The sequence below is a fragment of the Vibrio crassostreae 9ZC13 genome (assembly GCF_000272045.2).
In the GTDB taxonomy this organism is placed as follows: Bacteria; Pseudomonadota; Gammaproteobacteria; order Enterobacterales; family Vibrionaceae; genus Vibrio; species Vibrio crassostreae_C.
On record NZ_AJYZ02000037.1, the window covers coordinates 184,037 to 209,799 of the forward strand.

At 44.8% G+C, this 25,763-nt stretch carries 22 protein-coding genes, 1 pseudogene and 1 other annotated feature; of the genes and pseudogenes, 8 read left to right on the plus strand and 15 right to left on the minus strand.

The genetic code is table 11. The annotated features are described in order from the left end of the window. Positions 1-59: 59 nt before the first annotated feature. Together A136_RS11605 and xerD are read right to left on the minus strand one after the other, a co-directional pair. Positions 60-839 carry a thioredoxin fold domain-containing protein gene (locus A136_RS11605; protein WP_017062874.1) on the minus strand — a complete coding sequence of 260 codons (780 nt, stop codon included), beginning with the start codon at positions 837-839 and terminating at the stop codon, positions 60-62. 26 nt (positions 840-865) lie between these two features. Continuing rightward, complete coding sequence (xerD, locus tag A136_RS11610) at positions 866-1,780, minus strand: site-specific tyrosine recombinase XerD (RefSeq protein WP_017059327.1); 915 nt, start codon at positions 1,778-1,780, stop codon at positions 866-868. Positions 1,781-1,930: 150 nt separating this feature from the next. On the opposite strand from xerD, the gene fldB reads away from it, so the two are divergent. Continuing rightward, positions 1,931-2,452: a flavodoxin FldB gene (fldB, locus tag A136_RS11615; protein ID WP_017062875.1), complete on the plus strand. Its 522-nt coding sequence runs from the start codon at positions 1,931-1,933 to the stop codon at positions 2,450-2,452. Positions 2,453-2,598: 146 nt separating this feature from the next. Here the strand turns inward: fldB and brnQ are convergent, their stop codons facing one another. Then, entirely contained in the window at positions 2,599-3,912 is a 1,314-nt protein-coding gene (gene brnQ, locus A136_RS11620) for a branched-chain amino acid transport system II carrier protein (protein ID WP_017059325.1), read from the minus strand. 314 nt (positions 3,913-4,226) lie between these two features. Between brnQ and A136_RS11625 the strand changes: the two genes are divergently transcribed. Both A136_RS11625 and srmB read left to right on the plus strand, forming a co-directional pair. After that, positions 4,227-4,955: a tRNA1(Val) (adenine(37)-N6)-methyltransferase gene (locus A136_RS11625; RefSeq protein WP_017062876.1), complete on the plus strand. Its 729-nt coding sequence runs from the start codon at positions 4,227-4,229 to the stop codon at positions 4,953-4,955. Between the two features lie 107 nt (positions 4,956-5,062). Then, complete coding sequence (srmB, locus tag A136_RS11630) at positions 5,063-6,328, plus strand: ATP-dependent RNA helicase SrmB (protein WP_017059323.1); 1,266 nt, start codon at positions 5,063-5,065, stop codon at positions 6,326-6,328. A gap of 115 nt (positions 6,329-6,443) precedes the next feature. On the opposite strand, the gene yaaA is transcribed toward srmB, so the two are convergent. Next, the gene (yaaA, locus tag A136_RS11635; protein WP_017059322.1) at positions 6,444-7,220 is read right to left on the minus strand and encodes a peroxide stress protein YaaA; all 777 of its coding nucleotides are present in this window, start codon (positions 7,218-7,220) and stop codon (positions 6,444-6,446) included. A 208-nt stretch (positions 7,221-7,428) separates the two neighbouring features. Next, a complete protein-coding gene (locus A136_RS11640) occupies positions 7,429-8,856 on the minus strand; it encodes an alanine/glycine:cation symporter family protein (protein WP_032545312.1) in 1,428 nt (475 codons plus the stop codon). Positions 8,857-9,565: 709 nt separating this feature from the next. Between A136_RS11640 and A136_RS11645 the strand changes: the two genes are divergently transcribed. After that, a complete protein-coding gene (locus tag A136_RS11645; protein WP_017059319.1) occupies positions 9,566-9,754 on the plus strand; it encodes a DUF3545 family protein in 189 nt (62 codons plus the stop codon). 152 nt (positions 9,755-9,906) lie between these two features. On the opposite strand, the gene A136_RS11650 is transcribed toward A136_RS11645, so the two are convergent. The 3 genes from A136_RS11650 to nfo form a co-directional block, all read right to left on the minus strand. Beyond that, positions 9,907-10,458: a hemerythrin domain-containing protein gene (locus tag A136_RS11650; RefSeq protein WP_017070073.1), complete on the minus strand. Its 552-nt coding sequence runs from the start codon at positions 10,456-10,458 to the stop codon at positions 9,907-9,909. 86 nt (positions 10,459-10,544) lie between these two features. Continuing rightward, complete coding sequence (gene ung / locus A136_RS11655; protein ID WP_017062880.1) at positions 10,545-11,225, minus strand: uracil-DNA glycosylase; 681 nt, start codon at positions 11,223-11,225, stop codon at positions 10,545-10,547. 397 nt (positions 11,226-11,622) lie between these two features. Then, complete coding sequence (gene nfo, locus A136_RS11660; RefSeq protein ID WP_017062881.1) at positions 11,623-12,531, minus strand: deoxyribonuclease IV; 909 nt, start codon at positions 12,529-12,531, stop codon at positions 11,623-11,625. 326 nt (positions 12,532-12,857) lie between these two features. Here nfo and grcA point away from each other — a divergent pair, with 326 nt between their 5' ends. After that, on the plus strand, positions 12,858-13,235 hold the full coding sequence (gene grcA / locus A136_RS11665; RefSeq protein WP_017059315.1) for an autonomous glycyl radical cofactor GrcA: 378 nt from the start codon (positions 12,858-12,860) through the stop codon (positions 13,233-13,235). A 77-nt stretch (positions 13,236-13,312) separates the two neighbouring features. Here the strand turns inward: grcA and thrC are convergent, their stop codons facing one another. Genes thrC through thrA form a run of 3 tightly spaced genes read right to left on the minus strand, consistent with a single transcriptional unit; the run spans position 13,313 to position 18,026 of the window. Next, positions 13,313-14,596, minus strand: a complete 1,284-nt coding sequence (gene thrC / locus A136_RS11670; protein ID WP_017062882.1) for a threonine synthase — start codon at positions 14,594-14,596, stop codon at positions 13,313-13,315. Continuing rightward, positions 14,593-15,549, minus strand: a complete 957-nt coding sequence (gene thrB / locus A136_RS11675; RefSeq protein ID WP_032545653.1) for a homoserine kinase — start codon at positions 15,547-15,549, stop codon at positions 14,593-14,595. Before thrB ends, thrC begins: the two co-directional genes overlap by 4 nt. Positions 15,550-15,566: 17 nt before the next feature. After that, positions 15,567-18,026: a bifunctional aspartate kinase/homoserine dehydrogenase I gene (thrA, locus tag A136_RS11680; RefSeq protein ID WP_017059312.1), complete on the minus strand. Its 2,460-nt coding sequence runs from the start codon at positions 18,024-18,026 to the stop codon at positions 15,567-15,569. Between the two features lie 29 nt (positions 18,027-18,055). After that, positions 18,056-18,173 (minus strand) — a sequence feature (Thr leader region). Positions 18,174-18,490: 317 nt separating this feature from the next. Between thrA and A136_RS11685 the strand changes: the two genes are divergently transcribed. Continuing rightward, on the plus strand, positions 18,491-18,949 hold the full coding sequence (locus A136_RS11685) for a hypothetical protein (protein WP_017062883.1): 459 nt from the start codon (positions 18,491-18,493) through the stop codon (positions 18,947-18,949). A 112-nt stretch (positions 18,950-19,061) separates the two neighbouring features. On the opposite strand, the gene A136_RS11690 is transcribed toward A136_RS11685, so the two are convergent. Beyond that, positions 19,062-19,547: a putative 4-hydroxy-4-methyl-2-oxoglutarate aldolase gene (locus A136_RS11690; RefSeq protein WP_017059310.1), complete on the minus strand. Its 486-nt coding sequence runs from the start codon at positions 19,545-19,547 to the stop codon at positions 19,062-19,064. 47 nt (positions 19,548-19,594) lie between these two features. Here A136_RS11690 and A136_RS23045 point away from each other — a divergent pair. After that, positions 19,595-19,696: pseudogene (locus tag A136_RS23045) on the plus strand (ribonuclease activity regulator protein RraA); the annotation flags it as partial. Positions 19,697-20,125: 429 nt separating this feature from the next. Then, a complete protein-coding gene (gene arcA, locus A136_RS11695) occupies positions 20,126-20,842 on the plus strand; it encodes a two-component system response regulator ArcA (RefSeq protein ID WP_004741534.1) in 717 nt (238 codons plus the stop codon). Between the two features lie 136 nt (positions 20,843-20,978). Here the strand turns inward: arcA and A136_RS11700 are convergent, their stop codons facing one another. The 3 genes from A136_RS11700 to A136_RS11710 form a co-directional block, all read right to left on the minus strand. Further along, the gene (locus A136_RS11700; protein ID WP_017062884.1) at positions 20,979-21,422 is read right to left on the minus strand and encodes a hypothetical protein; all 444 of its coding nucleotides are present in this window, start codon (positions 21,420-21,422) and stop codon (positions 20,979-20,981) included. Between the two features lie 7 nt (positions 21,423-21,429). Continuing rightward, positions 21,430-23,799, minus strand: coding sequence for an aerobic respiration two-component sensor histidine kinase ArcB (arcB, locus tag A136_RS11705; RefSeq protein ID WP_017062885.1), 2,370 nt, complete (start codon positions 23,797-23,799; stop codon positions 21,430-21,432). Positions 23,800-23,973: 174 nt separating this feature from the next. Next, the gene (locus tag A136_RS11710) at positions 23,974-25,725 is read right to left on the minus strand and encodes a sensor domain-containing diguanylate cyclase (RefSeq protein WP_017059307.1); all 1,752 of its coding nucleotides are present in this window, start codon (positions 25,723-25,725) and stop codon (positions 23,974-23,976) included. Between the last annotated feature and the right edge of the window lie 38 nt (positions 25,726-25,763).

A 25,763-nucleotide genomic window follows, 5' to 3' on the forward strand; every position in this document is an offset into this window, starting at 1 on the left:
ATCAGGCCACTCCTTAAATCAAAAACATGGGGGATAAATTGGCAATACAGAAAACAAGATTATTGCTCTAAACGTTGAAGAAGTTGTGCTGGCGGTAAGTAACCACTCACCAACTCACCACTTGCTAGCACGATAGCCGGTGTGCCATTGATGCCAAGCTCACGACCCAGTTGGTATTGTTTAGCAATGATCTGCTTTTGCTCTGCTAGGTCTTTACCAGACGCTGGCATTTGACGGTTTACTTTAGCGTCATGCATCGCTGTTTTTGGATCATCTGACGCCCAGATTGCTGCCATTTGATCGGCAACTTGCCCTGTCGCACCTTGGCGTGGGTAAGCCATGTAACGAACGGTGATACCCAAATCGTTGTAGCCTTGCATTTGGCTGTGCAGACGAACACAGTAGCCGCACGTAATGTCAGTAAATACCGTCACAACATACTTTTCGTTATCGGCTTTGTATTCAATAACCGTATCCGACATCGCTGCCACTTTTTCAGCATTCAGCGGAGCTTGACGCTCAGCCAAAACATCACTGAACTTTCCGTTTTCATCCAAAGAGTAAAGTGTACCGGCTAGAAAGTGATCGCCCTCTGGAGAAGAAAAGATAATGCCGCTGTTGGTTTGAACTTCTAAAAGACCATCGATATCCGAAGGCACAATCTTATCGACCTTAATACCGATTTTTTCAAAACGCTTAGTTAACGCAGCTGTATCAATAGCTTGAGCTGGAGCAGCTTCTACGGCTGTTGATGTTGTTTCTACTTTCGCTTCTGATGCATTACATGCAGTAATCATAAGAGGAAGCGCTAGTAGAGGAAGACGGCGTAATACGCTCATTAAGTTCACCTTAAAAATAAATGGATTTAAGCACGTGGGTGATGCTGCGCGTGAATTTGCTTCAGCCTTTCAGTCGCCACGTGAGTATAAATTTGGGTTGTCGATAAGTCACTATGCCCAAGTAACATCTGTACGACCCTGAGATCTGCGCCATAGTTCAGTAAATGCGTCGCAAAAGCGTGTCTCAATACGTGTGGTGACAACAGCTCTGTATCGATCCCAGCGACGACCGAGTAGTGCTTAATACGATACCAGAACGTCTGACGGGTCATTTGCTTGGCGCGTTTACTCGGAAAAACCACATCAGAACTGTTTTCGCCAAGTAGATGTGGACGACCTTGTTCAATAAAAGTCTCTATCCAATCCACCGCATTTTCGCCCATTGGTACTAAGCGCTCTTTGCCACCCTTACCAATAACACGCACCACGCCCTGTCTTAGGCTGATGTTTTCCATCGTCAAGCTAACCAGTTCTGTCACACGCAAACCGGTTGCATAGAGTAACTCAAGCATCGCCTTATCGCGAAGCTCAATCGGATCGTTCGGATCTGGCGCATCGAGCAAAGCATCAACCTGCTCTTCGCTCAAATCTTTCGGCAAGCGTTGCGGCAGCTTCGGGCTGATCAACAAGGCACTTGGATCATCGCCTCTGATTTTCTCGCGGTGCAAATATTGGAACAAGCGACGAATCGCCGACAACATACGGGCACGAGAGGTCTGCTTAAAATCGGCGTCGGCTAACCAGCCTTGATAATCCTGTAAACCTGAAAGGCTAATGAAGTCGAGGCGGTAATTGTTCTTTTCCATCCACGCTAATAACTTGGACAAATCGGTACGGTACGAGACAAGCGTATTCTCCGATAATCCTCGCTCCATCCACATAGCATCTAAAAACTGCTCAACGAGACCGTGGTCTGCGCTCTGCCCTTGAGGCGACTGCATAGTGTTACTCACAATATTGGAAACTGTTTTGAGAGTATGCCAGAGCAAATATGAATGCCATAAAAATTACGACTTGAGCGGATAATCGCTGCAATCGAAGTCGATTTATGGTTAGAATTCGCCATCTGAAATTAAAATCGAACGTTTGCTATGAAAATTGGATTATTTTACGGCTCAACCACCTGCTACACAGAAATGGCAGCAGAGAAAATTCGCGGCATTATTGGTGAAGACCTAGTTGATATCCATAACGTGAAAGAAAGCCCTCTTTCATTGATGGCGGACTACGACCTTTTATTGCTGGGCATCTCGACTTGGGACTTCGGTGAAATCCAAGAAGATTGGAATGAACTGTGGGAAGACATCGCAACCACGCCTATGAAAGGCAAGGTTGTGGCTCTGTTTGGTTTGGGTGACCAAGAAGGCTACGGCGAATGGTTCCTAGATGCGATGGGTCTATTGCATGATGAACTGAAAACCGCGGGTGCAGAGTTTGTTGGCTTCTGGCCAAACGATGACAGCTACGAGTTCGAAGCGTCTAAAGCGTTAACCGAAGACAAATCTCAATTCGTTGGTTTGGCGCTTGATGAAGATTCACAATACGAGCTAAGCGACGACCGTATCGCAAGCTGGGTTGAGCAAGTACTGGTTGAGTACAGCGAAAAGCTATAACCAAACAGAAGTACTCCCGGCTAAGTAGCTAACCAAATAACTAGCTGGATATAAAAAGACCACAGAATACAAAAAGGCCTCATTACTGCGAAGTAATGAGGCCTTTTCTATTTCATCTCGAAGGACAATCTAATCTCAACGGAAGATTAAACAGTCTCTTCAGCCATCTCTTGTTCTGTTGACTTGCCAACAAAGAACATACAGATGATTGCAGCCGTTGTTGGAAGCAACCAACCCATACCGATCTCAAACAGTGGCAGCATCTTAAGTGCAGACACGTCTACACCCGCTACTTTAGCGCCATCAATAAGAGCAAACAGCAGTGACACTAATACCACTACGCGGTAAGCCGCTTTTGGATTAGGGAAACGGCTACGTAAGAATGTCAGAGCAACCAACGCGATAGCGACTGGGTACAGTGCAAACAGTACTGGAACAGACAGAGAAATCAGTTGAGAAAGACCAACGTTCGCAACGGTTGCACAAGCTACACCATTGATGATTACCCAAGTCTTGTAAGACAGAGGCGTTAGCGAGCTGAAGTAATCAGAACATGCTGACACAAGGCCAATCGCCGTAGTTAGACATGCTAATAGTACGATCACAGAAAGCACTAGCTGACCAGAAGGACCAAACAACGATTGAACGTATAGGCTTAAAATAGCACCACCATTGTCTGCACCAGCTGCGACTGTTGCACTTGTTGCGCCTAGGAAAAATAGAGAGATGTAAACAAACGCCAGACCCGCTGCGGCAATACAACCCGCGCTAATTAGGTACTTAGTCGTCGCTGCACGGTCAGTAATGCCCTTGCTACGAATCGCATCAACAATCAGCATACCAAACATCAAAGAAGCAAAAGTATCCATGGTGTTGTAGCCTTCAAGGAAACCTTTGGTTAGTGGTTGAGTGATGTACTCACCGTGAGCCGCAAGAATATCGCCTTGAGGGTTAACGAATACAGCAATCGCCAGCACAACCAAACCAACGAACAGTGCAGGTGTTAGCACCTTACCAATGACGTCAATAAGCTTACCTTGCGACCATGAGAAGAACATCGCTACTGCAAAAAATGCAATCGAAAAGAGAGTTAGGTGAGCTTGAGAGGCATCGATGAAGAACGGTTTCACCGCCATCTCATAGGCAACAAGGCCAGTACGCGGTGCAGCAAATGCAGGACCGATAATGATAAAGATCAGTACAGCCATGATGGTTGCTGCTTTCTTAGGAAGATCTTTAGTTAAGTGACCCCAAGAGCCACCAGCCACTGCGACCGCGACGATAGTGATTAACGGCAGACCAACGGCAGTCAGCAGAAAACCAGACATCGCTGGAAGGAAGTGATCACCGGCTAATTGGCCAGCTAGAGGTGGGAAGATGATGTTACCCGCACCCAAGAAAAACGCAAAAAGCATAAAGCCCAATGCCATTATATCTGTTAGTTTTAGACTCTGTTTCACAGATAATCCTTAATTATATTTATGAATTTATGTTGTGCTTACATGAATGTTACAGCTCAAAGCTGCCAATCAATCTATAAAATAGTCGCGCATAATGACGAAACAACTGGCTAGCTGCAAGTCACCACACAAAAACACCATATAAATTTGCATATGAGAACAAAAAGCAGTGGATTCCACTAGCTATAGAAAAATAGCCACAATTATAAACTAACCATAATGCACAACAATATTTTTTCAAGCAGAACATTAACTCATACAAGCGGTTAACATTAGAGCTAATCACTTAAAATATCTCGATACTCAGAACATTAATGAAAGACAAAACAGTGCAAACTAAAAGCTTCAATTTTAAGCAATTCTCAATTTACGGCGGGAAAAGCGGTATGCCAGTCAGTACCGATGGCGTATTACTTGGCGCGTGGGTAAGCCTGCCACAAAGATCATGTGTACTCGATATTGGAACCGGGACAGGTCTGCTGGCTTTGATGGCTGCGCAGCGTTTTGAAGATGCTTCAATCTCTGCGATAGATATTGATCAACACGCTATTGATGCTGCCACTGTCAATATTGAGCAGTCGCCTTGGCAAAATCGTATCTCCCTTGATCACGGCAGCGTGTTAACAACCGACTTTCCACAAAGGTTTGATGCGATCATCTGTAACCCGCCCTACTTCAACTCTGGAGAACAGGCGCAGCAAAGCCAAAGAGCCACCGCTAGGCACACCGACAGCTTGGATCATTTAGCGCTTGCCCAGCGTTGTTTCGAGATAACAACCGACGCCGCGACTGCCAGTTTCATCCTACCGACGCCTGAGGGGGAAGGTTTTATCAAGCTTGCCGAGCAATGTGGTTGGTATCTAGCAAAACGCCTTGATGTAAAAACAACAGATAAAAAGCCAGCTAGCCGAATTTTATTCGAGTTATCTAAAGATCCTGCTTGCGAGCAAGATTTGCAGCGCGAATCGCTTACAATTCACCATCAAGGTGGTTATAGCGAAGCATTTATTGCGCTCACTAAAGATTTTTATCTCAAGATGTAGCAAATACCATGTGATCCTAATCACTAATGCTTCTATAATGTCCGACTACTCTTTTTTATCGTCTGCTTTTTGAGGCAGAAACATTTATTGCTTGTGGAGAAACAACAGTGATCAGAACCTTTGCAGAACTCGATCTAAACCAAGAGCTGCTTAAAGCAATTGACGAAATGGGCTACGAACGTCCAACACAGATACAAGCTGAAGCAATCCCACAAGCGTTAGATGGAAGAGACGTTTTGGCTTCTGCGCCAACAGGTACTGGTAAAACAGCATCATTTGTATTGCCAGCACTGCAATACCTACTGGATTTCCCACGTAAGAAATCTGGCCCTGCACGTATGCTTATCCTGACGCCAACGCGTGAGCTAGCAATGCAGATCACCGAACAAGCACGTGAGCTTGCTAAATACACCAGCCTAAATATCTTCACGATCACGGGCGGTGTTATGTACCAAGAGCACGCAGATATCTTAAGTACAACTCAAGATATCGTAGTAGCAACACCTGGCCGTTTGATGGAATACATTGAAGGCGAGCGTTTTGACTGTCGTGCGATTGAATGGCTGGTTCTAGATGAAGCCGACCGCATGCTAGACATGGGCTTTGGTCCTGTTGTTGACCGTCTGTCTGCAGAGTGTCGCTGGCGTAAACAAACTTTACTGTTCTCAGCAACACTAGAAGGTAAAGGCATTGAAGGCTTCACTGAAGATCTACTTAAAAACCCAGCGGAGATCGATGCGAAATCATCACTTCGTGAGCGTAAGAAGATCACTCAGTGGTACCACCGTGCAGACACGGCAGAGCACAAGCTAAACATCCTAAAGCACGTCATCACAGAGCAAGCTGAGCGCAGCATCGTATTCTTGAAGACGCGTGATCGTCTAGGTGATCTACGAGCTCAACTTGAAAGCGCGCAAATCCCATGTGCGTGGATCCAAGGTGAAATGCCTCAAGATCGTCGTAACAACGCGATTGCTCGTTTCCGTGACGGCTCTGTAAACGTACTACTAGCGACTGACGTTGCTGCTCGTGGTATCGACCTTCCAGACGTAAGCCACGTAATCAACTACGACATGCCACGTACTGCTGACGTATACCTACACCGTATTGGCCGTACGGCTCGTGCTGGTAAAAAAGGTAACGCGGTTTCTATCATTGAAGCGCACGATCAACTAATGATTGAGCGTGTGGCTCGTTACACAGACGAACCAATCAAAGAACGCTTCATCGAAGGCATGCGCCCTACGCATAAGAAAGCGGCCGTGACTAAGAAGAAGAAGCCGAAGAAAGAAGATAAGAAAGCGGTAGAGAAACAAAAAATCGCGAAGAAGAAAAAAATCGCGAAGAAAAAGAAAGCAGCAAAGAAGAAGTAATCTACCAGCTTCAACGATTCAATAAAAAAGCCCCATGCAGTTCGCTGCATGGGGCTTTTCTCTATCTGGTCTGTTATCAGGCTAAAACCGAGAGCTACTCGTTAGCCAAGGGCTACTAGTTTTGCTCTTCGCGCTTAAAGACAAGCTCTTTCGCGTTCGACTCTTCTTCAACGAAGTAGTAGCCCGCCGTATCAAACTGGGTCAGCGCCTCAACCGAGTCGATCTTGTTCTCGATGATGTAGCGAGCCATCATGCCACGCGCTTTCTTCGCGTAGAAACTGATCACCTTGTACTGACCGTTCTTGCAGTCTTTGAATACAGGGGTAATCACTTGGCCATCCAAGTTCTTCGGCTTCACGGCTTTAAAGTATTCGTTAGACGCCAAGTTGATCAACACATTGTCGCCTTGAGCATTCAACGCTTCATTCAGCTTGTCTGTGATGATGTTGCCCCAGAACTGGTACAAGTTAGTACCACGAGCATTGGCTAAGCGTGTACCCATCTCTAGGCGGTATGGCTGCATCAAATCTAATGGCTTAAGCAAGCCATATAACCCAGAAAGCATGCGCAGGTGGTCTTGTGCGTAGTCAAAATCTTCATCCGATAGCGTTTCAGCGTCTAGGCCAGTGTATACATCGCCTTTAAAGGCTAGGATTGCTTGGCGTGCGTTGTCTTGGGTAAAGGTCTCGCTCCACTGCTCAAAGCGCGCTACGTTCAACCCTGCGATTTTATCGCTGACTTTCATCAGTGCAGAAATATCTACTGGCGTCAGTTTGCGGCACTCTTCAATCAGCTCAGCAGAGTGTTCAACAAACTCAGGCTGACTAAAGCGTTCCGTCGCTAATGGTGATTCGTAATCAAGTGTTTTGGCTGGAGAAACGACAACTAACATAACTTTACCCTAATCGGTTATCTAACTGGATGCTGCTAGAGTATAGAAAAAACATCAACTTGTCTTTATGACTCTTCCTATTACTTCGATAGGGAGAATGAGCTTCGATAGACAGAATGAGACAAATGACAGGCAAACAAAAAGGCTAAGGTCGAAACCTTAGCCTTTCTAATCACTTTAGGATGAGCCGTTTATCGCTCCAACAAGATTACTTCTTGTTGTTGTCCCAAATACCGTCTTCCAGCTGAGACTTAAGCTCTGGGAAGTCATTCGAATCGAATGTTGGTACTTTACCCGCGTCTAGTTGGCGGTTGTAGTCTTTCGCTAGCTTAATCACGATACCTGATAGCAGGATAATCGCCACCAAGTTAACAATCGCCATTAGGCCCATCGATACGTCAGCCAGTGCCCATACCGTTGGTAACGTCGCTAGAGAACCGAACATAACCATACCCAGAACAACGATACGGAACAGCACTAGGCCCTTCTTGTTGTTGTGCTCAAGGAAGATAAGGTTCGTTTCAGCGTACGAGTAGTTTGCAATGATTGAAGTGAAAGCGAAGAAGAAAATCGCTACCGCTACAAAAATGCCGCCCCATTCGCCCACTTGTGCTGTTAGTGCACGTTGCGTTAGTTCGATACCCGTTACTTCACCGTGTGGTACATACTCACCAGACATCAGGATGATTGCGACTGTTGCTGAACAGATAACAATGGTATCCATGAACACGCCTAGCATTTGCACGTAACCTTGTGATGCTGGGTGCGGTGGGTAAGGCGTAGCAGAAGCTGCTGCGTTTGGCGCAGAACCCATACCCGCTTCGTTCGAGAACAAACCACGTTTGATGCCGTTAATCATCGCTTGTGCGATTGCGTAACCTAGGCCACCCGCTGCTGCTTCTTGCAGACCGAATGCACTCTTGAAGATAAGAGCCAGTACTTCAGGCACTTTCTCGATGTTCGCGAACATCACGTACATAGCGATCGCTAGGTAAGCCAATGCCATGATTGGAACGATGATTTCTGCTGTGCGTGCAATCTTACGGATACCACCGAAGATAACGAACGCAGAGATGATTACGATACCAACACCAACGTAGCTACGCTCAAGGTCGAATGCCGTATTCATTGCGCTTGCAATCGCGTTCGCTTGAACCGCGTTGAATACAAGACCAAATGCAATGATGAGGAAGATAGAGAATAGAACCCCCATCCAACGCATGCCTAGGCCTTTCTCCATGTAGTATGCAGGGCCGCCGCGGTAGTTACCGTCGTTATCACGCGTTTTGTATAGCTGTGCCAGTGTGCTTTCTGCAAACGATGTTGCCATACCTAGCATTGCGATTAGCCACATCCAGAAGATAGCACCAGGGCCACCAGCGGTTAGTGCTACAGCAACACCTGCCATGTTACCCGTACCTACACGAGCAGCGAGACTAGTACAAAGAGCTTGGAAAGAAGAGATACCAGCACTGTCTGCTTTACGGCTGTTTCTAAGAACAGAGAACATGTGGCCGAAATGGCGGAATTGAATGAAGCCTAGTCGTACAGTGAAGTAGATACCCACACCAACCAGTAAGTAAACTAAGATAGATCCCCAAAGGAGATCGTTCATCAAATTGATTAAGTCTGTCACGTGAACCTCGTAATTGAGTTTAAGCACCGATCATGCTTCCTAGCCTTCCTCTTAATCGCCTATGCCTCTGTCAATGTTGTGTCGGCACTCTTGTTATATTCTTGCGGCGATTGAGACTGTAAATGTCGCTTCATGCATCCATTTTACGTATCAGTGTATTTTTTGACGGGCGGATAATGCAGCGAGACGGCCTAAAAATCAATATGCAAATACACTTATATTAAAATGACATTTCACTAATAACACACCTTTTGTTAACACAACTTTCAACAATGCAGCCCAATAAAAGTCACATTATCGGGACATAATATCAACAACAGCCACGGCACTACCCCAACAGGAACGCCATCCTATAAAAATGACGTCAGCCTAGGTTTTACAAGGTATAGTGAAGATCTTCGTTTTTTTCTAGGCCAATGAGATCCCTATACCGCACGGTACCATGTGCACTTCAATGCATTGTAGTCAAAACGCTATTCCATTCGCACAATGAATTAACATTCAATAACCCCCAATTTAATCGTTTACTTAGGTTTGTTTGCCTGTTTTTTATACATAATAATTATCACAATGTGTGAGCATGCATAAGAAAATAGAACAAAAGTTTCATGGATTTGAAACAAATGAGAAACAAATCAAAGTTATTGTGAACCTAAATATGATATTTATTGGTTCGTAAGAACTAGTCCCACGGAAGGAGATATGGCTTATGGATAGCTTTCAATTCGATGAAGTATCAGAACTAGAAATGCCTCGTGTAACTCAAAAATCACGCTCGAAACCACTCAAGCGTAAGTGGCGTGAAATCGAAGCCATCAACGATCGTAGGCAGCTTGAGAAAGAGCTGAGAGAGATGAACCTAGGTCTTGATTTTAGCCTTGACGATATAAAACTTTAATCAGCACGATAAGAAATCAGATAGCAAAAGGCACCTATATAGGTGCCTTTTTTATTTTTTGAGGTAGTTAATCCGCTCAAAGCGCCATTTGGAAACCAACCCTCTAATATAGAGGACACCTAAAAATAGGTGCACCTCAACATTACAACGGGCTAAACACACTCTTGTTCATTTTGTCGAACCCGAGCCGCGAGTTGGCGATATTGATCGGCGATGGTCTCTCCAAAAACAGGGTCATCTTCCGGTTGAAGCCATTGAGACTCCACTTCTTGCCAATCTTTCACCGTGAACGCCTCAACAATCATGGGTAGCACATGCTTCTCTTCATATTCCATGTGCTTTCGCTGAGCCTTAACAAACGCTTCAAGCTGCTCAATAAAGACTTGCTGAGGAACCACCGCATCTTGAAGGATCATATCGACCAAACCTAAAAAGTCCGCCGTTTTCTCAGAAAGCAATTGATGCTCTAACTCCAAGTCTTCAATCGCTTGCTCGCTGCCATATTGCTTAAGATAGTAGCGATAAATGACGTCTTCTTTAGGGTGATGCACTTTGTCTGAATGGTTCATAAGGTAATGAACCACCTCTGCGATCAGGCTATAGTTTATTTCTCGCTCCTGTTTCAGAAACTCTAACTTACTGTTGAGTATCGCGAGTAAACGAGCCATATAGCCATGCTCTCGTCTTATCCTTTCAATCATCATAGTATTGCACTCCATTACATCTACTATTTATAAGTGTATACGAATATGCTGATTTATGATTTGACCCTGCTCAGAAAACCACCAACCTACACTTCTGTTGGTAAACGCCAGTCAATAGGTTGTTGATCCATAGAAGAAAGCAGCTTGTTGGTTGTAGAGAAATGCTGACAACCGAAGAATCCACGGCGTGCCGATAATGGCGATGGGTGAGGTGCAACCAACACATGATGCTTGTCGTCATCAATCGCTTGACCTTTCTTCTGGGCGTGTGCGCCCCACAACAAAAAGATGATCGGTTCAGAGCGCTGATTGAGCTCAGCAATAATGGCATCGGTAAAGGTTTCCCAGCCACACTTAGCATGTGAGTGTGCTTTTGCCTCTTCGACTGTAAGGACTGTGTTCAACATCAACACCCCTTGCGATGCCCAAGAATCGAGATAACCATGACTAGGAATCTCAAAGCCCTCTATATCTTGTGCAAGCTCTTTGTACATATTGCGTAGAGAAGGTGGGATTTTCACACCAGGAAGCACTGAGAATGCTAAGCCGTGAGCTTGGTTAGCACCGTGATAAGGATCTTGCCCTAAGATAACCACTCGCACGGATTCGAAAGGCGTCATATCAAAGGCACTGAACACCTGTTCTTGTGGCGGGTAGACGGTTTTACCACTATTACGTTGCTCTTCAACAAACGCGAGGACACTCTGAAAGTACTCTTTATCACGTTCATCATTAATAATGGATTCCCAAGTCTTTGGTGCGGTCATCGTTTTACTTCCCAATCATCAAGGTTTCTAGCGGCTTTCGCCAGACAAAAAAATAGCTGTATCGGCTAACTGTCCTAAATAAGGCTCTAGTTATACCTCATACAGCTATCAATAAACATGATGTGTAGGGTTCACTTGTTGATGAATCATAATAATCAGTTCAAGTTGTGCTTATCTCGATTAACCACTTTTCTGCTGTGTACGATGGTGGCCGTGGTTATGCACGTGACGGTTTGGTGTAGGTAAACGGCGTGCGACAGCAATAGTTGAAGTTTGGGTGATTGAATACATAAAGGCACCTCCTCTAAGACATCGTGAACTACATATTCACTTTAATACTATGAAAGAAAGGTGCCAATTTTTAGAAATAGACGGAAATAAATTTCCCCCTCTATTATTACGCTTGTTCGCTCGCTAGCGTTGCTGAGCGATGAAACATTCTAAGTTGTTGAATTTCCTCTTTCCAGATCGTCGAATCAATGGTTTCCAAGATAAGAGGGATACCATTAAAGCGAGAATCAGAGGCAATATACTCAAAACAATCCCAGCCAATTTCGCCTTTTCCTAAAGAATGGTGTCGATCGACTCGGCTCGCGAACTCAGCTTTTGAATCATTGATGTGCATTGCTCTTAGATAGTGCATACCCACGATGCGGTCGAACTCAGCAAAAGTATGCTCACACGCCTCTTTTGTACGTAAGTCATAGCCAGCAGTAAACGTATGGCAGGTGTCTAAGCACACACCCACACGTGACTTATCTTCTACCTGCTCGATAATCTCGGCTAGATGTTCAAACTTCCAACCCAGATTAGTGCCCTGCCCAGACGTATTCTCGATCACTGCGATTACGTCAGGTACCGCTTGATGAGCTAGGTTGATCGATTCAGCGATCTTCGCCAAACATTCGCTTTCTGAGATTTTCTTTAAATGACTCCCAGGATGAAAATTCAAAAGCGTTAATCCAAGTTGATTACAACGCTCCATTTCATCAATAAAAGCCGCGCGTGATTTCTCTAGCTTCTCTTCTTCTGGTGCTCCTAGGTTAATAAGGTAGGAGTCATGAGGAAGAATGTGCTCAGCACCGAAGCCCAACATTTTGCAATTAGCTTTAAAGGCACTAATGGTTTTCGCTTCTAGCGGTTTTGCCGCCCACTGTCTCTGGTTCTTGGTAAACAGTGCAAACGCATTGGCGCCAATTTCACGTGCACGCATAGGCGCCTGATCAACACCACCAGCAGCCGACACATGAGCGCCAATAAACTTAATATTTGTTTCCGGTTTTGAGGATGAATTATTGTTTGTCATTAAATCACTTTACACTTTCAGAATGCTTAATAAATAAAGGGTCGTATCGGTTGTAGTTCAATAAAAACACAACAAATGTAGTAAACTTACAACAAATATGACTGTTAAATATTTTTTATACTTTAAAATATTTTGTAATTACTTTGTTTTCAAAGGTTTTATTGATTTACCTCAATATAATCACCTTTGTAAAAATATGGTTTTTGGTTGTTTTTTGACTTAAATCAATGTTAACCTTACTAATATTAGGTATACATTACCCAGCTCAATAAAAATCGAAAGTTAACACCATAATCAAACCACATTCAGTGGACTAGGAGATAGTTATGATCCAAGGTATTCAAATTACTAAAGCAGCAAACGATGACCTACTAAACTCAATCTGGCTACTAGATAGCGAGAAGAATGAAGCTCGTTGTGTTGTTGCTACTGCAGGTTTCGAAGCTGACCAAGTTATCTCAGCTGCAGACCTAGGCGAGTACGAAAGCCGTGAAGTTGCAATCGAAGCAGCACCACGCATCGAAGGTGGTCAACACCTAAACGTTAACGTTCTTAAGCGTGAAACGCTAGAAGACGCAGTTGCTCACCCAGAGAACTACCCACAGCTAACTATCCGTGTATCGGGTTACGCTGTACGTTTCAACTCTCTAACAACTGAACAGCAACGTGACGTTATCGCACGTACGTTCACTGAGTCTCTATAATTTTTAGAGCTTAAATTAGAATACAAAAACGGCGCTCATTGAGCGCCGTTTTTATTTGTTCGAAAAACAAATGGACGTTACGGTTGAACTCGACGAAGCACAGCTTTTAGCGCTTCAAAATCGTTATCAAGATCTTCAGACAACAATTCCATCGCCGCGTGTTTTGCTAGCGGGCCAGGCAGTTCGATATCAGAACCTAGGATGTCATCAACCACTTCTTTGAATTTCGCTGGGTGTGCTGTACACAGGAACAAGCCAGTTTCGTTCTCTTGCAGTTGCTCTTCCAGTAGACGGTAAGCAATCGCACCATGTGGTTCACATAGGTAACCTTGTGCTTTTAGGTCGCGAACTGACTCAGCGCTCTGCTCGTCAGATACTTTACCTTTGCCTAGTGTATCTAAGCCCCAACCTTTCAGTTGGCAAAGCTCTTCGATACGAGGCCAGTTGTTTGGTTGGCTTACGTCCATCGCGTTCGATGTTGTCGCAACAGTCGGTTTTGGATCCCACTGACCTGTTTCTAGGTAACGAGGAACAGTGTCATTTTCGTTAGTTGCTGCGATAAAACGCTTAACAGGTAGACCTAGCGCTCTAGCCAATAGACCAGCCGTTAGGTTACCAAAGTTACCACTTGGTACAGAGATAACGAGGTTTTCACGTTGCTCTTTAGTCAGCTGAGAAGCCGCCTCAAAGTAGTAACAGATCTGAGCCATTAAACGGCTGATGTTGATCGAGTTTGCCGAGTTAAGACCGATCTCTTTACGCAGTTCAGCGTCATCAAATGAGTCTTTAACTAGAGCCTGACACGCATCAAAGTCACCATCAATCGCCACAGTGTGGATGTTCTTGCCAAGCGTACAGAACAGCTTCTCTTGCAGTGGGCTGATCTTGCCTTTCGGGTAAAGAATCACAACATTGATGTCTTCCATGCCGTAGAAAGCATGCGCAACCGCCGCACCAGTATCACCTGATGTTGCCGTTAAGATAGTGATTTGACCACCATCAGAAACAGCTGCTAAAGATTGAGCCATAAAGCGGCCACCGAAATCTTTAAACGCCAGTGTTGGACCGTGGAAAAGCTCAAGCGCGTAAACGCCGTCTTTTACTTGGTTGATTGGTGCAGGGAATTGGAACGCTGCATCCACCATTTGGTCGATCTGTTCTTTTGGTAATTCATCACCAATCAATGCTGACAGAATCTTTGAGCTACGAGGGACAAAGTCCTCTGCTAGCAGCGCATCGATATCATCAAACTTTGGCAGTTCAGATGGGAAAAATAGACCTTGATTACGGCCTAAGCCTTGACGAACGGCTTGGCCAAAAGAGACTTGTTCATCATTTTCTTTGATGTTGTACAGTTTCATAACTCACTTCCTGTAACGATCGAACCCTGCTTATCTAGGCGACAAACGTGAACGAATCCTTCTTCATTTTGTACGTAATTTTGTTCTAACCAGCGTGCAACACGCTCGGCGACATCTTGTTCTTTGCAAATGCTAAATAGAGTTGGACCACTACCAGAAATACCAGTAGCCAGTGCCCCAGCTGACAGCGCGTATTTACGAGCATCAGCAAACCCTGGAAGCAGTTTCTCACGATATGGTTCAGCGATCACGTCTTTGATCATCTTCGCCGCCAGTTCAGGTTGACCTGAATGACACGCGTGGATAAAGCCCGCTAAGTGACGACCATGAGCAATAATATCCTGACGACGATATTGAGATGGTAGGATCTCTCTCGCTTCAGCCGTTGAAACCTTAATACCCGGATAAGCCATTACCCAGTACCAGTCGTCAAAACACGGTACTTCTTGGCTGATGATGCCTAGCTCTTCAAGCATGAGCTGCACACCACCAAGGTAACATGGCGCAACGTTATCGTAGTGGATACCACCTGAAATCTTGCCTTCCATTTCACCCATCAGAGCAAGCAGTTCAGTTTCATTCAGGGGCTGACCGTGAAAACGGTTTAGCGCATCCAGTGCCGCGACGATTGAACATGCACTAGAACCCAAACCTGAACCGATAGGCATGTTCTTTTCTAGTGTCATTTCTAAAGGCTTTAGCGTAACGCCTTTTTTATCAAGCTCTCTTGAGAACACCACCCAGCAGTCGTAAACGATGTTTTCTTTTGCTTCAGTTGGCAGCTTAGAAACAAAGCTGCCTGCAGTTTTAAGTGAGAATGGTTCATCACCGGCTTTAACCATAACTCGGTCACCTAGCAGCGTGCCATCCACTGGAGACACAGCGGCCCCCAGCACATCAAACCCTACACTGACATTACCGATTGATGCAGGAGCATAAACGACAACATCCATATCACTTGAACTCATTCTTAAACTCCTAATTTCCAACCAAGAGTACGCATCACATCAGAGAATACGCCAGCAGCTGTTACTTCAGTACCCGCGCCGTAGCCACGCAGTACTAGAGGGATTGGTTGGTAGTAACGGCTGTAGAATGCTAATGCGTTCTCGCCATCTTTAATCTTGAACATTGGGTCGTCGCCATCAACAGCAGCGATACGAACCTTACACTTACCTTCAGCGATTTCACCCACATAACGAAGTACTTTACCTTCTTCTGCTGCGATAGCTGACTGCTCTTTGAAGTAAGCATCCGCTTCTGGTAGGCGAGCCATGAACTCTTCAACCGTACCTGAATCATCAAAACCCGGTGGCAGAGCTTGGTCTACTTCAACATCTTCAAGTTCAAGCGCCATGCCTGCTTCACGAGCAAGAATAAGCAACTTACGCGCCACATCCATACCAGATAGATCATCTCGAGGATCCGGTTCAGTGAAGCCGTTATCTTTTGCAATATTGGTTGCCTGGCTCAGTGTCATACCTTCATCAAGCTTGCCGAAGATGTAAGACAGTGAACCTGAAAGAATGCCGTTGAACTTCTCAAGTTCATCACCTGCAGAGATAAGGTTCTGTAGGTTTTCGATGACCGGTAGACCTGCACCTACTGTTGTCTCGTACATCAGCTTACGACGTGAGTTGCGTGCAACTTCACGAAGCTGATGGTAGTAAGCCATGCTTGCTGTGTTTGCTTTCTTGTTTGGTGTTACTACGTGGAAACCAGCCGCTAGGAAATCAGCGTACTGCGCCGCAATACCTTCGCTAGACGTACAATCAACCAATACTGGGTTGATGATGTGGTTACGTTGAACCAAAGCCGCTAAACGCGCTAGGCTGAACTCTTCAGTCGCACTCGACATACGGTCACGCCACTGCTCTAACGGTAGACCATCGCTGTCTAGCAACAAACCTTTACTGTTTGCTAAACCACATACGCGAATCACGATGCCTTTTTCTGCCAGTTTGCCTTGCTGACGTTGGATCTGGTCAACAAGCTCGCCACCAACACCGCCGACACCCACAACGAATACATCTAGGAAGTGCTTAGAGTTAAATAAGTTCTCGTGACACGCTTTGATTGCTTCAGAGATTTTGTCTTCAGGGATAACCGCTGAAATAGCGCGCTCTGAAGAACCTTGAGCAATAGCAACAATGTTGACGTTCACTTCAGCTAAAGAAGAGAAGAACTGAGATGCTACGCCACGTGAAGTGCGCATACCGTCACCCACCAGCGTTACAATCGCAACGTCATCCATGAACTCAACCGGCTCTAACAGGCCATCTTTAAGTTCAAGTTCAAACGCGTCTGACAACACTTGTTTCGCTTTCACCTTATCAGCCGATTCAATACAGAAGCTGATGCTGTACTCAGAAGAAGATTGAGTAATAAGGACAATAGAAACGCCAGCAGAAGACATCGCACCGAATACACGACTCGCCATACCTACCATGCCCTTCATGCCTGGGCCTGATACGTTAACCATGGTTAGGTCACTTAGCGTCGTAATACCTTTGATTGCTAGGTTATCTTCGCCAGTGTCTTGGCCAATCAAAGTACCTGCGCCTTGTGGGTTGAAGCTGTTTTTGATCAGACAAGGAATGTGGAATTGCGCAATAGGAGCAATGGTTTTCGGGTGTAGAACCGAAGCACCAAAGTAAGAAAGCTCCATCGCCTCTTGGTAGCTAAGAGACTTGAGCAGACGAGCATCATCAACTAAGCGTGGGTCACAGTTGTAAACGCCATCGACATCAGTCCAGATTTCACAGCAATCAGCACGTAGACACGCCGCTAACACAGCCGCTGAGTAGTCAGAACCATTACGACCTAGTGTGACTAGCTCACCTTTTTCATTACCCGCAGTAAAGCCAGGCATGATGTTAACGTGACCTTTAGGAAGTGGAGATTGTTGGAAGTTCTGAGTAGAGACATCCACATCGACCATAGCTTCAAGGTGATCGCCTTTAGCGTATAGGTATTGGACAGGGTCAATCAGGCTTGCTGGTTGGCCTTTCGCTTCCAGTACCGCTTTCATTAACTGGATAGAGATTCGCTCACCTTTACTGATGATGCGAGCATTAACGTGGTTCGGGCACATACCAAGTAGGTTGATGCCATTCACGAACTGCTTTAGCTGAGCAAGAGAGGTATCCACCTGCTCTTGAAACGCGGCACCATCGATAGAAGGCACGACCGCTTTGATCTCTGCAAACAGTGTGTTAAATGAAGATTCGATCTCTGTAATCTGTGCGTCAGCTTCACCATTTTTCAGTGCAGCTTCAATAACAGCGACCAACTTATTGGTTGTTTTTCCTGGAGCCGATAGTACAACGGCTAGCTCTTCTTGCTGGGCATTATTAGCGATGATATCAGCCGCTCGTAAAAAACGATCTGCATCAGCTAATGATGAACCTCCAAACTTTAAAACGCGCATCCCTTTCTCCATAAGTCATAAAAATGGTACAAAAAAAGGCCTGTATCTTGTTGGATACAGGCCTTTTTTTAAAATCCGTTACTTAGCAGCCTGCCCCAACAATGTTAATGTCGGTAATAATAATGGTTGTGGTCATTACTAGGTGGCTTACGTGCTGCATATCAAATTCTCTGCTTGTGCTTTACTCTACGTGTATCAATTTTTACCACGGGACGTCAATGAAAAGTTGCGTTTTTTTTACATTCGCACCGTTTTTCAGAGCAAACCGTCATTTAAGGGATAAAACACCCTGTATAAACCTTCACTTAAGATACTGGATTTACTCATTGAACAGGCAAGAGTGATCAATTGCATATATAGTCATAACAAAATGCTATATCGATTGTGCAGCGAACGTACAAGTTCTGTGCTTTAATTGAACGATAACGTTCGAAGAACAATAATAATGACATCAGGAGTGGGAAATGAAGAGATTACTTATTCTTTTGGCTTTTGCTATGCCTGTTGTTTGTTCAGCGAATAGCTTGCCTCTACTACCCAGCCAGATCGATAGTTCTTCTCATAAATTCTTTATCTCCACACAAAACGCGTCGAGTGAAAGCTTCGATACTTGGAAGATAGACAGTGGCTACTCTTATAACTTGTTTTCAGATGTGGATCTTTACGTCGGTACACGTATCAATAGTGCGGCACTGAAACAGGAAAGTGGATTCTTGAGTGGTGTCAGTTATCAGTTCTCAGAAAGAGTCTCTTTTAACAGTTCTCTACACACCTATAAAGGCGAGACCGAAGACAATGAGAAATCGGTAGCCGCAGAGGTTTCCAGCCGAGTGCAACTAACAGATAACCTAGATTTGCATGCCACCCTTGATTATGAAGAGTGGCAGCAAGGTGTTGAAGTGGGACTAGGGTTTCGCTTTTAGTCTCTTTAGCTTGTTCTTTATTAACAGATTAGTGCGGATTGAGATCCAAACTTTTAGTACATCACAAACCATTCCCCGTTCTAATCTATCAACGGCATTCAATTTGAGTCAGTTACGATTCAATTAACAGCTCAGATGAAATTAACACGCCATTCCAATCGGCATAAATATAGTCACCAGGCTGAATCAGTTGATTATGTATAGAGAGTGTCACATTCACTTGGCCGACACCGCGTTTCTCTGTTTTGAATGGCGATGCACCTAACGCCTGAACGCCAAGGTCCATTTGCGACATCATGCCTACATCACGCACCGCACCGTTTACAATCACGCCTTCCCAACCGTTTTCTATCGCGAGAATAGCGAGTTGATCGCCAAGCAGCGCCTTCTGGCATGAGCCATTTCCGTCAACGACAAGCACTTTGCCACAGCCGTCGGTCTCTAAAACCTCGCGAACCTTGGAATTATCGTGATAACAACGAACTGTTACAATTTTTCCAAAGAACGCACCACGTTGGCCGAAGTTCTGCAATGGCATGTTCAGTAGGGTGACTTCGCTTTCAAACTCATCACACAAGTCGGGTGTTATATCGTGCATATATCCTCCGTGAGTAAGGCGTTACCGGTTATGTCAGGCTAGCCTCTATGCTTTTATATGTTATTAAAATTAATCCTTTGTTTTCATTGTTCTATGCTCAATTTATTACTCAATAAAAGTTGATTGAGCATATTTATCTACTAGACTCTTAAGACAGCTTTCAGCTTCCTTGGTTCATAATCCGGTCTTTAGCAGGCAAGATGTGCGAAGCATCTCGAATAATCATTCTTGTTTTGGTGCTAAATAGTCACCATAACATTGGTTAAGTTGTAGCCATACTATTAAAGTTTGTTGCGATACGGCAATTGATGTAAATCAACAAAGTGAATGGAATTAACATTCTCGCGTTGTTAGCATGCTGTTAACATTATAGAATCCACTCCAATCACTAAAAGAATGATTGAAAGGCGTACTGGATCTACGTTATTGGGCAATACTTCAAGGAAGGCAGATAGCTGGAAGTAAGTGTTTTTTTGAAAACTTTAAGTTATCATCAAAAATACATTACCTGTATGTTATGTTTTTGCCTAGAATTTATTCTATTAGCACAGTTTCGTCACAAATTTAGGTACCGCCAAATGCAAACCCCGCAGATTCTTATCGTTGAAGATGAGCAAGTAACTCGTAACACTCTAAAGAGTATTTTTGAAGCAGAGGGATATGCTGTTTTTGAGGCTAGCGACGGTGAAGAGATGCACCAAGTGCTATCTGACAACCAAGTTAACCTTGTAATTATGGACATCAACCTTCCAGGAAAGAATGGCCTACTACTTGCGCGTGAACTACGTGAGCAAGCAAACGTAGCGCTTATGTTCTTAACTGGTCGTGATAATGAAGTTGATAAGATCCTTGGCCTAGAGATCGGCGCTGATGACTACATCACTAAGCCTTTCAACCCTCGTGAACTGACTATCCGTGCACGCAACCTTCTGAACCGTTCAATGAGCACAAGCTCTGTTCAAGAAGAGAAGCGTAGCGTTGAGAAGTATGAGTTCAACGGTTGGGTACTAGATATCAACAGTCGTTCTCTGGTTAGCCCAGATGGCGAAGGCTACAAGCTACCTCGTTCAGAGTTCCGTGCTCTACTTCACTTCTGTGAGAACCCAGGTAAGATCCAAACACGTGCTGACCTTCTTAAGAAGATGACTGGCCGTGAGCTTAAGCCACACGATCGTACTGTAGACGTAACAATCCGTCGTATTCGTAAGCACTTTGAATCTGTTTCTGGTACGCCAGAAATCATCGCAACGATTCACGGTGAAGGCTACCGCTTTTGTGGTGACCTAGAAGACTAATTCGATTCGCGCCTCTTACCATTTAGCACTACTCACCAGTAAGTGTTTTGAACACTAGAAGCGTCATCAATAGTTATTAAAAAGGGAGAATGCCAACGCATTCTCCCTTTTTTATTGTTCTTAATTGGATAAGATTTTAGTAAACCGTATCCACCTTAACGTCTTTCTCTACTAACCACTTCACGGTTTCGCCATCTTTAAGTTCCACCGCCACATCAACAGGCTTGTCACTGTCGATTTCTAACTGCCATACAAACGCGACTTCCCATTGAGTTTCACTGTGTGTTCTTAAATCAAGATCGTCAGCCGTTACCAACAAGGTGTCTGCACCCTGTTTAACCGTAACACTTTCAACCGCAAGCGTTGCTGGCAGTTGTGAGTCTGACTCTAGGTAGATAGCACCATGTAGGGTCTTATCTTGAGTCTCGCCAATCGTTGGCATCTTGTTGTGCCAAAGGTTGCTTTTCATGGTAACTGTTGCTGCAGATACTTCGACTTGATTATCTTGCTGCCATTCTACTTGTGGCGCAGAACAACCCGCTAATGCCACTACACATGCGGCGAATGCTAATTTTTTCATTATTCTTCTACCTTTGATTTAACCAACTCTTTAAAACTTCAATGTCATTCTGGTATTCGTTATTTATCTCATCAACCCAATCTGAAATGTTCTCCCACCACGCAGGCAAATCTGGAGATTGAGCTTTCTGGGCAACTTGTTGGATGCGTTTCAGACCAATAGAACCTGCAGCACCTTTAATCTTATGTGCCTCAGAAACGATACTGGCTTTATCTTTCGCGACCATGTTGGAGTTCAATATTTCCATATACTCCGGCATCATATCTTCGAACATCGCGATGCTATCCAAAACCGGTTTCGGTCCAACAATATCAACATAAGACTCTAGCATATCAATATCAAGCAAAGTGGTATCAATTTCTGAAAGAACAGGCTTACTCGCGTCGACTTTATCAATGCTCTCAACCTTATCGGTGCCCGCTACCTTCTCAATTACCTCTGGTGCATCTTCGATAAGTTCACTGATGACATCTTGGATAGCTCGAACCGACAAAGGTTTACTGATCGCTTCGTCCATGCCTTTCTGGAAGTACTCTTGCTTGTTGTTTAATACGTTCGCAGTTAACGCCACCAAAGGCGGTAGCTGGCTGTATTTCTCGCGGTAGTATTGAGCAATATCGAAACCCGTCATATCTGGCAGTTGGATATCCAACAACACCAAATCATAGTCTTCAGGATTGAAAGCAATTTGCGCCTCTTTACCCGTCATCACGACTGTCACTTCATGGCCAAGGCTTTCAAGTAGAGAGCGAGCCACTGTGATATTGAGTTCAATGTCTTCGACCATAAAGATCTTAAGATTCGACTGTTTTCTTGGCGTTTTGATCAGAGCCTGAGTATCGTGATTCACTGGAACTCGAATCGAAACCGTAAAGGTACTGCCAAAGCCCTCTTCACTGATGACTTCAATGTGGCCATCCATCATATTAATTAGCTGTTGAGAGACAGCGAGACCAATACCCGTGCCGACAGCGTGCAAGTTGTCCGTGCCCGATTTCACCTGATAGTACATCGCGAAGATCTTCTCGATTTCACTTTCAGGGATACCAATACCAGTATCTTCCACTTCCATCGTAATGTTGGCAAAGTCACCATCAATGTCGGCGCTGACTGTCATCACCACTCCACCATCTTTGGTGAACTTCATCGCGTTACTAACAAGGTTCCACAGTACCTGTCTAAGACGAGTACCATCTACCTCAACAGCAGCTGGAAGATCAGACAATCTTTCTAGATCGAACCTTAACCCTTTCTGCTCAGCCATCAACGCAGAGATACTTTCGATCTCGACAACGAAATCTTCAAAGTTAATAGGCGTAGGGAAGAGTTCAAGCTTACGGCGGTCGAACTTATCCATATCAATAATATCGTTGAAGATATTACCCAGTGTCACCGCGCTCACCTTGATGGTTTGCATCTGCTTGCGCTGTTCGGTGGTCAGTTGGCTATCAAGCAGCATGCGGCTCAAGCCAATGATGCCGTTGAGCGGCGTTCTTAACTCGTGGCTAATAGTTGAGATAAAGGTGGTCTTATCGCGGCTGGCTTTTTCTAACGACTCTTGATGCTCTTTACGTTCAGTAATATCGCGGCCAAAACCAACCAAGCCCAAGTGACGACCATCTTTGCTGTAGAAAGGCACTTTACGCAGTTCGAAGTAACTCTTGCGGCCATCTGGGTATTCAAGCCATTGGTCATAAGTCAGTGCTTGGTTGTCAGCAAATACTTTCTTATCGGTTTCAACAACTTGCTGAGCGACCTCTTTACTGTAAACATCCCAAGGAGTTAAACCAACTAGCTCTTTTTCTGTTTTACCAGTGAGCTCTTCAACCGCACGGTTACAACCAGAGAACACACCATCTTCATTACGGTAGTAAATAAGGTCAGGCGAGGCATCGATAAACGAGCGTAACAGTGCAGTACGTTCTGCGAGTTCAAGCTGAGTACGCTCGCGCTGGAACACCTCGTTTTCGAGATCTTGCATTGCTTCTGCGCGCGCTTCTTCCGCTTTTTCACGCTCTTCAATTTCTTGATTAAGCTTCTCGATATTGAGCTGCATTTTATTGTTGAGTTCTTGGTCTCGCTCACGCATGTCGCCAAGTTTAGAGACCAATTTCGCTAACCTTTGACGTGATTCTTCCAACTGGTCCACGACCACTGACAGAAAATAAACCGCCCAAGGCGTGATCACTAAACCGAAGAAAACTGAACGGACAATGTCGATGTCATCAACATTGCCTTTGAGTGCAAGGGTGATACCGACTTGCACAACAACAGCGAGGGCAACAAGCGCTAGGGCGAGTAAGATAGAAAAGCGGACAATCCCCAGTTTTACGAGTAGATCCACGTAATACTGGGCAAGATTTTTCATGGGTTTCATTTAGCGCTCCATGCGATAAGACTAGCAACATTCTACCCTGTTTGAAGATGGGAGGTAAGCTAGCTACATCACACGCAGCAAGTGTTCAGCGGTAATTTCGAAGGTTAATTAACCAATACAAATACTAACTAAGCAAAAATAGCCGGGGATAATCAAATTGCCAATTTTATAGCGTTAGCGAATTGAGTATGGATGCACCATTGAACGGTTGCGACCGTCTGATTTCGCTTGATACAACGCACTATCAGCCAAGGCAACAGCCGATTCCATTTCATCATCAGGTGTAGGAATGTAAGAGATAATACCAATACTCACCGTGATGAATTCAGAGACTGTCGACTTCTCATGCGCAAGTTCCAATTTTAGGACTTCATCATGAATACGCTGCGCCACCAGCTGAGCACCTTCGGTCGTTGTATTTGGCAGAATAAAGCCGAACTCTTCACCACCATAACGAGCCACACAATCAGATGAACGATTCAACACCTGCTTAAATGCCTGAGAAACCTGAATCAAAGCATCATCGCCTTGTTGGTGTCCGTAAAAGTCGTTGTAGCCTTTAAAGAAGTCGATATCACATAGCATGATCGTCAGTGGCAGCTTCTCACGCACATGATAATGCCACAGTGTAGAGAGCTGTTCATCGAAACGACGTCGGTTAGACACTTTAGTCAGGCTATCCATAAAGCTGAGGCGTTCAAGTTCAAGGTTGGCTTCTTCAAGCTTTTGTTCTGCTAGATAACGCTCTGTAATATCACGCGCCATGATCAACACACCATTAGTGCTCGATGCTGGATCTCTAAACGGTGATTTGACTACATCATACCAAGTAAATGTTCCATCACTTGAGACCACTTTGTCGATATAACGCAGTGATTTACTTTGATGAAGCACTTGATGATCGGTTTCTGATATTCGCGTATAGATGCTATGTGGCACCACATCTTGTAAACGTTTACCGATCAAGTCACTGACTTCAGAGATACCCAGCGCAGCCACAAATGGTTTATTACACGCTTGATAAACCATGTTTTCATTAAAGATACCAATCGAGTCTGGGCTGGCCTCCAGGAGGTTTTGCAAGATGGTGTCACGCTGCGCAAGTGCCACTTCGGTATCTTTTCGCTTCTCCATCTCGCCACGCAGTTTCTGCTGCATGTCATGCCAATCGGTCACATCATGACTAATAGAGAGCGTGCCGATGGTTTCTCCATCTTGGGAAAGCAGCACACTTTGGTAGGTTTCAAGCAAGCAGCTTTTTCCATCTTGATCTGTAGTCCAAGAGCGTTCACTTACACGACCTTTTAATACTCCACCAGAAACACTCAGGGTGCCCTCTTCAGCACGACCATGCCAAAACTTTTTAAACGAGCGATTACTCGTCACTAACTGACCTTTCTGATCTTTCACGTAGATCAGCTCAGACAAAGAATCCAAAGCGGTACGAGCAACATTCAGTTCTCGAACTTCTTGGGACAGTTCTTCGTTAGTGTTTTTATAAGGTGAGGCGTGAATCATCCAAGCCTGCTTATTTCTAAAATGGATCTTACGACCGATCAAGTTGATCTTGAACGACTCAAATTCAGAAAGCGCCCACAGGGAGACCTGCTCGAAGGCTCGAGAGTTGATGTGGTTGGTTAAGTAGTGACGAAAGCTGTTCTCGCTTTCCACAGTAGGAAAGCGAAAATTAACACCGATTTGGCGGATACCAAGCAACTGCATGGCTTGGCGATTGGCATAGAGTATTTCGCCACTTCGAACATCAACAAAGTAGAGTGGCGACGGGGTAGCAAGTAGAAGCGTTTCGATATGCGACTGATAACGAGAATAGAGATGCCAGCAGATGAGAGCAATCAGCAATACAACAACGATATAAATACCGTAGCCATACGCCCTGTCCCACAACCAAGTCATTACCAGTTCCATTTACTCTCAATCTATACCATAAAATCTGTTAGGGAAAT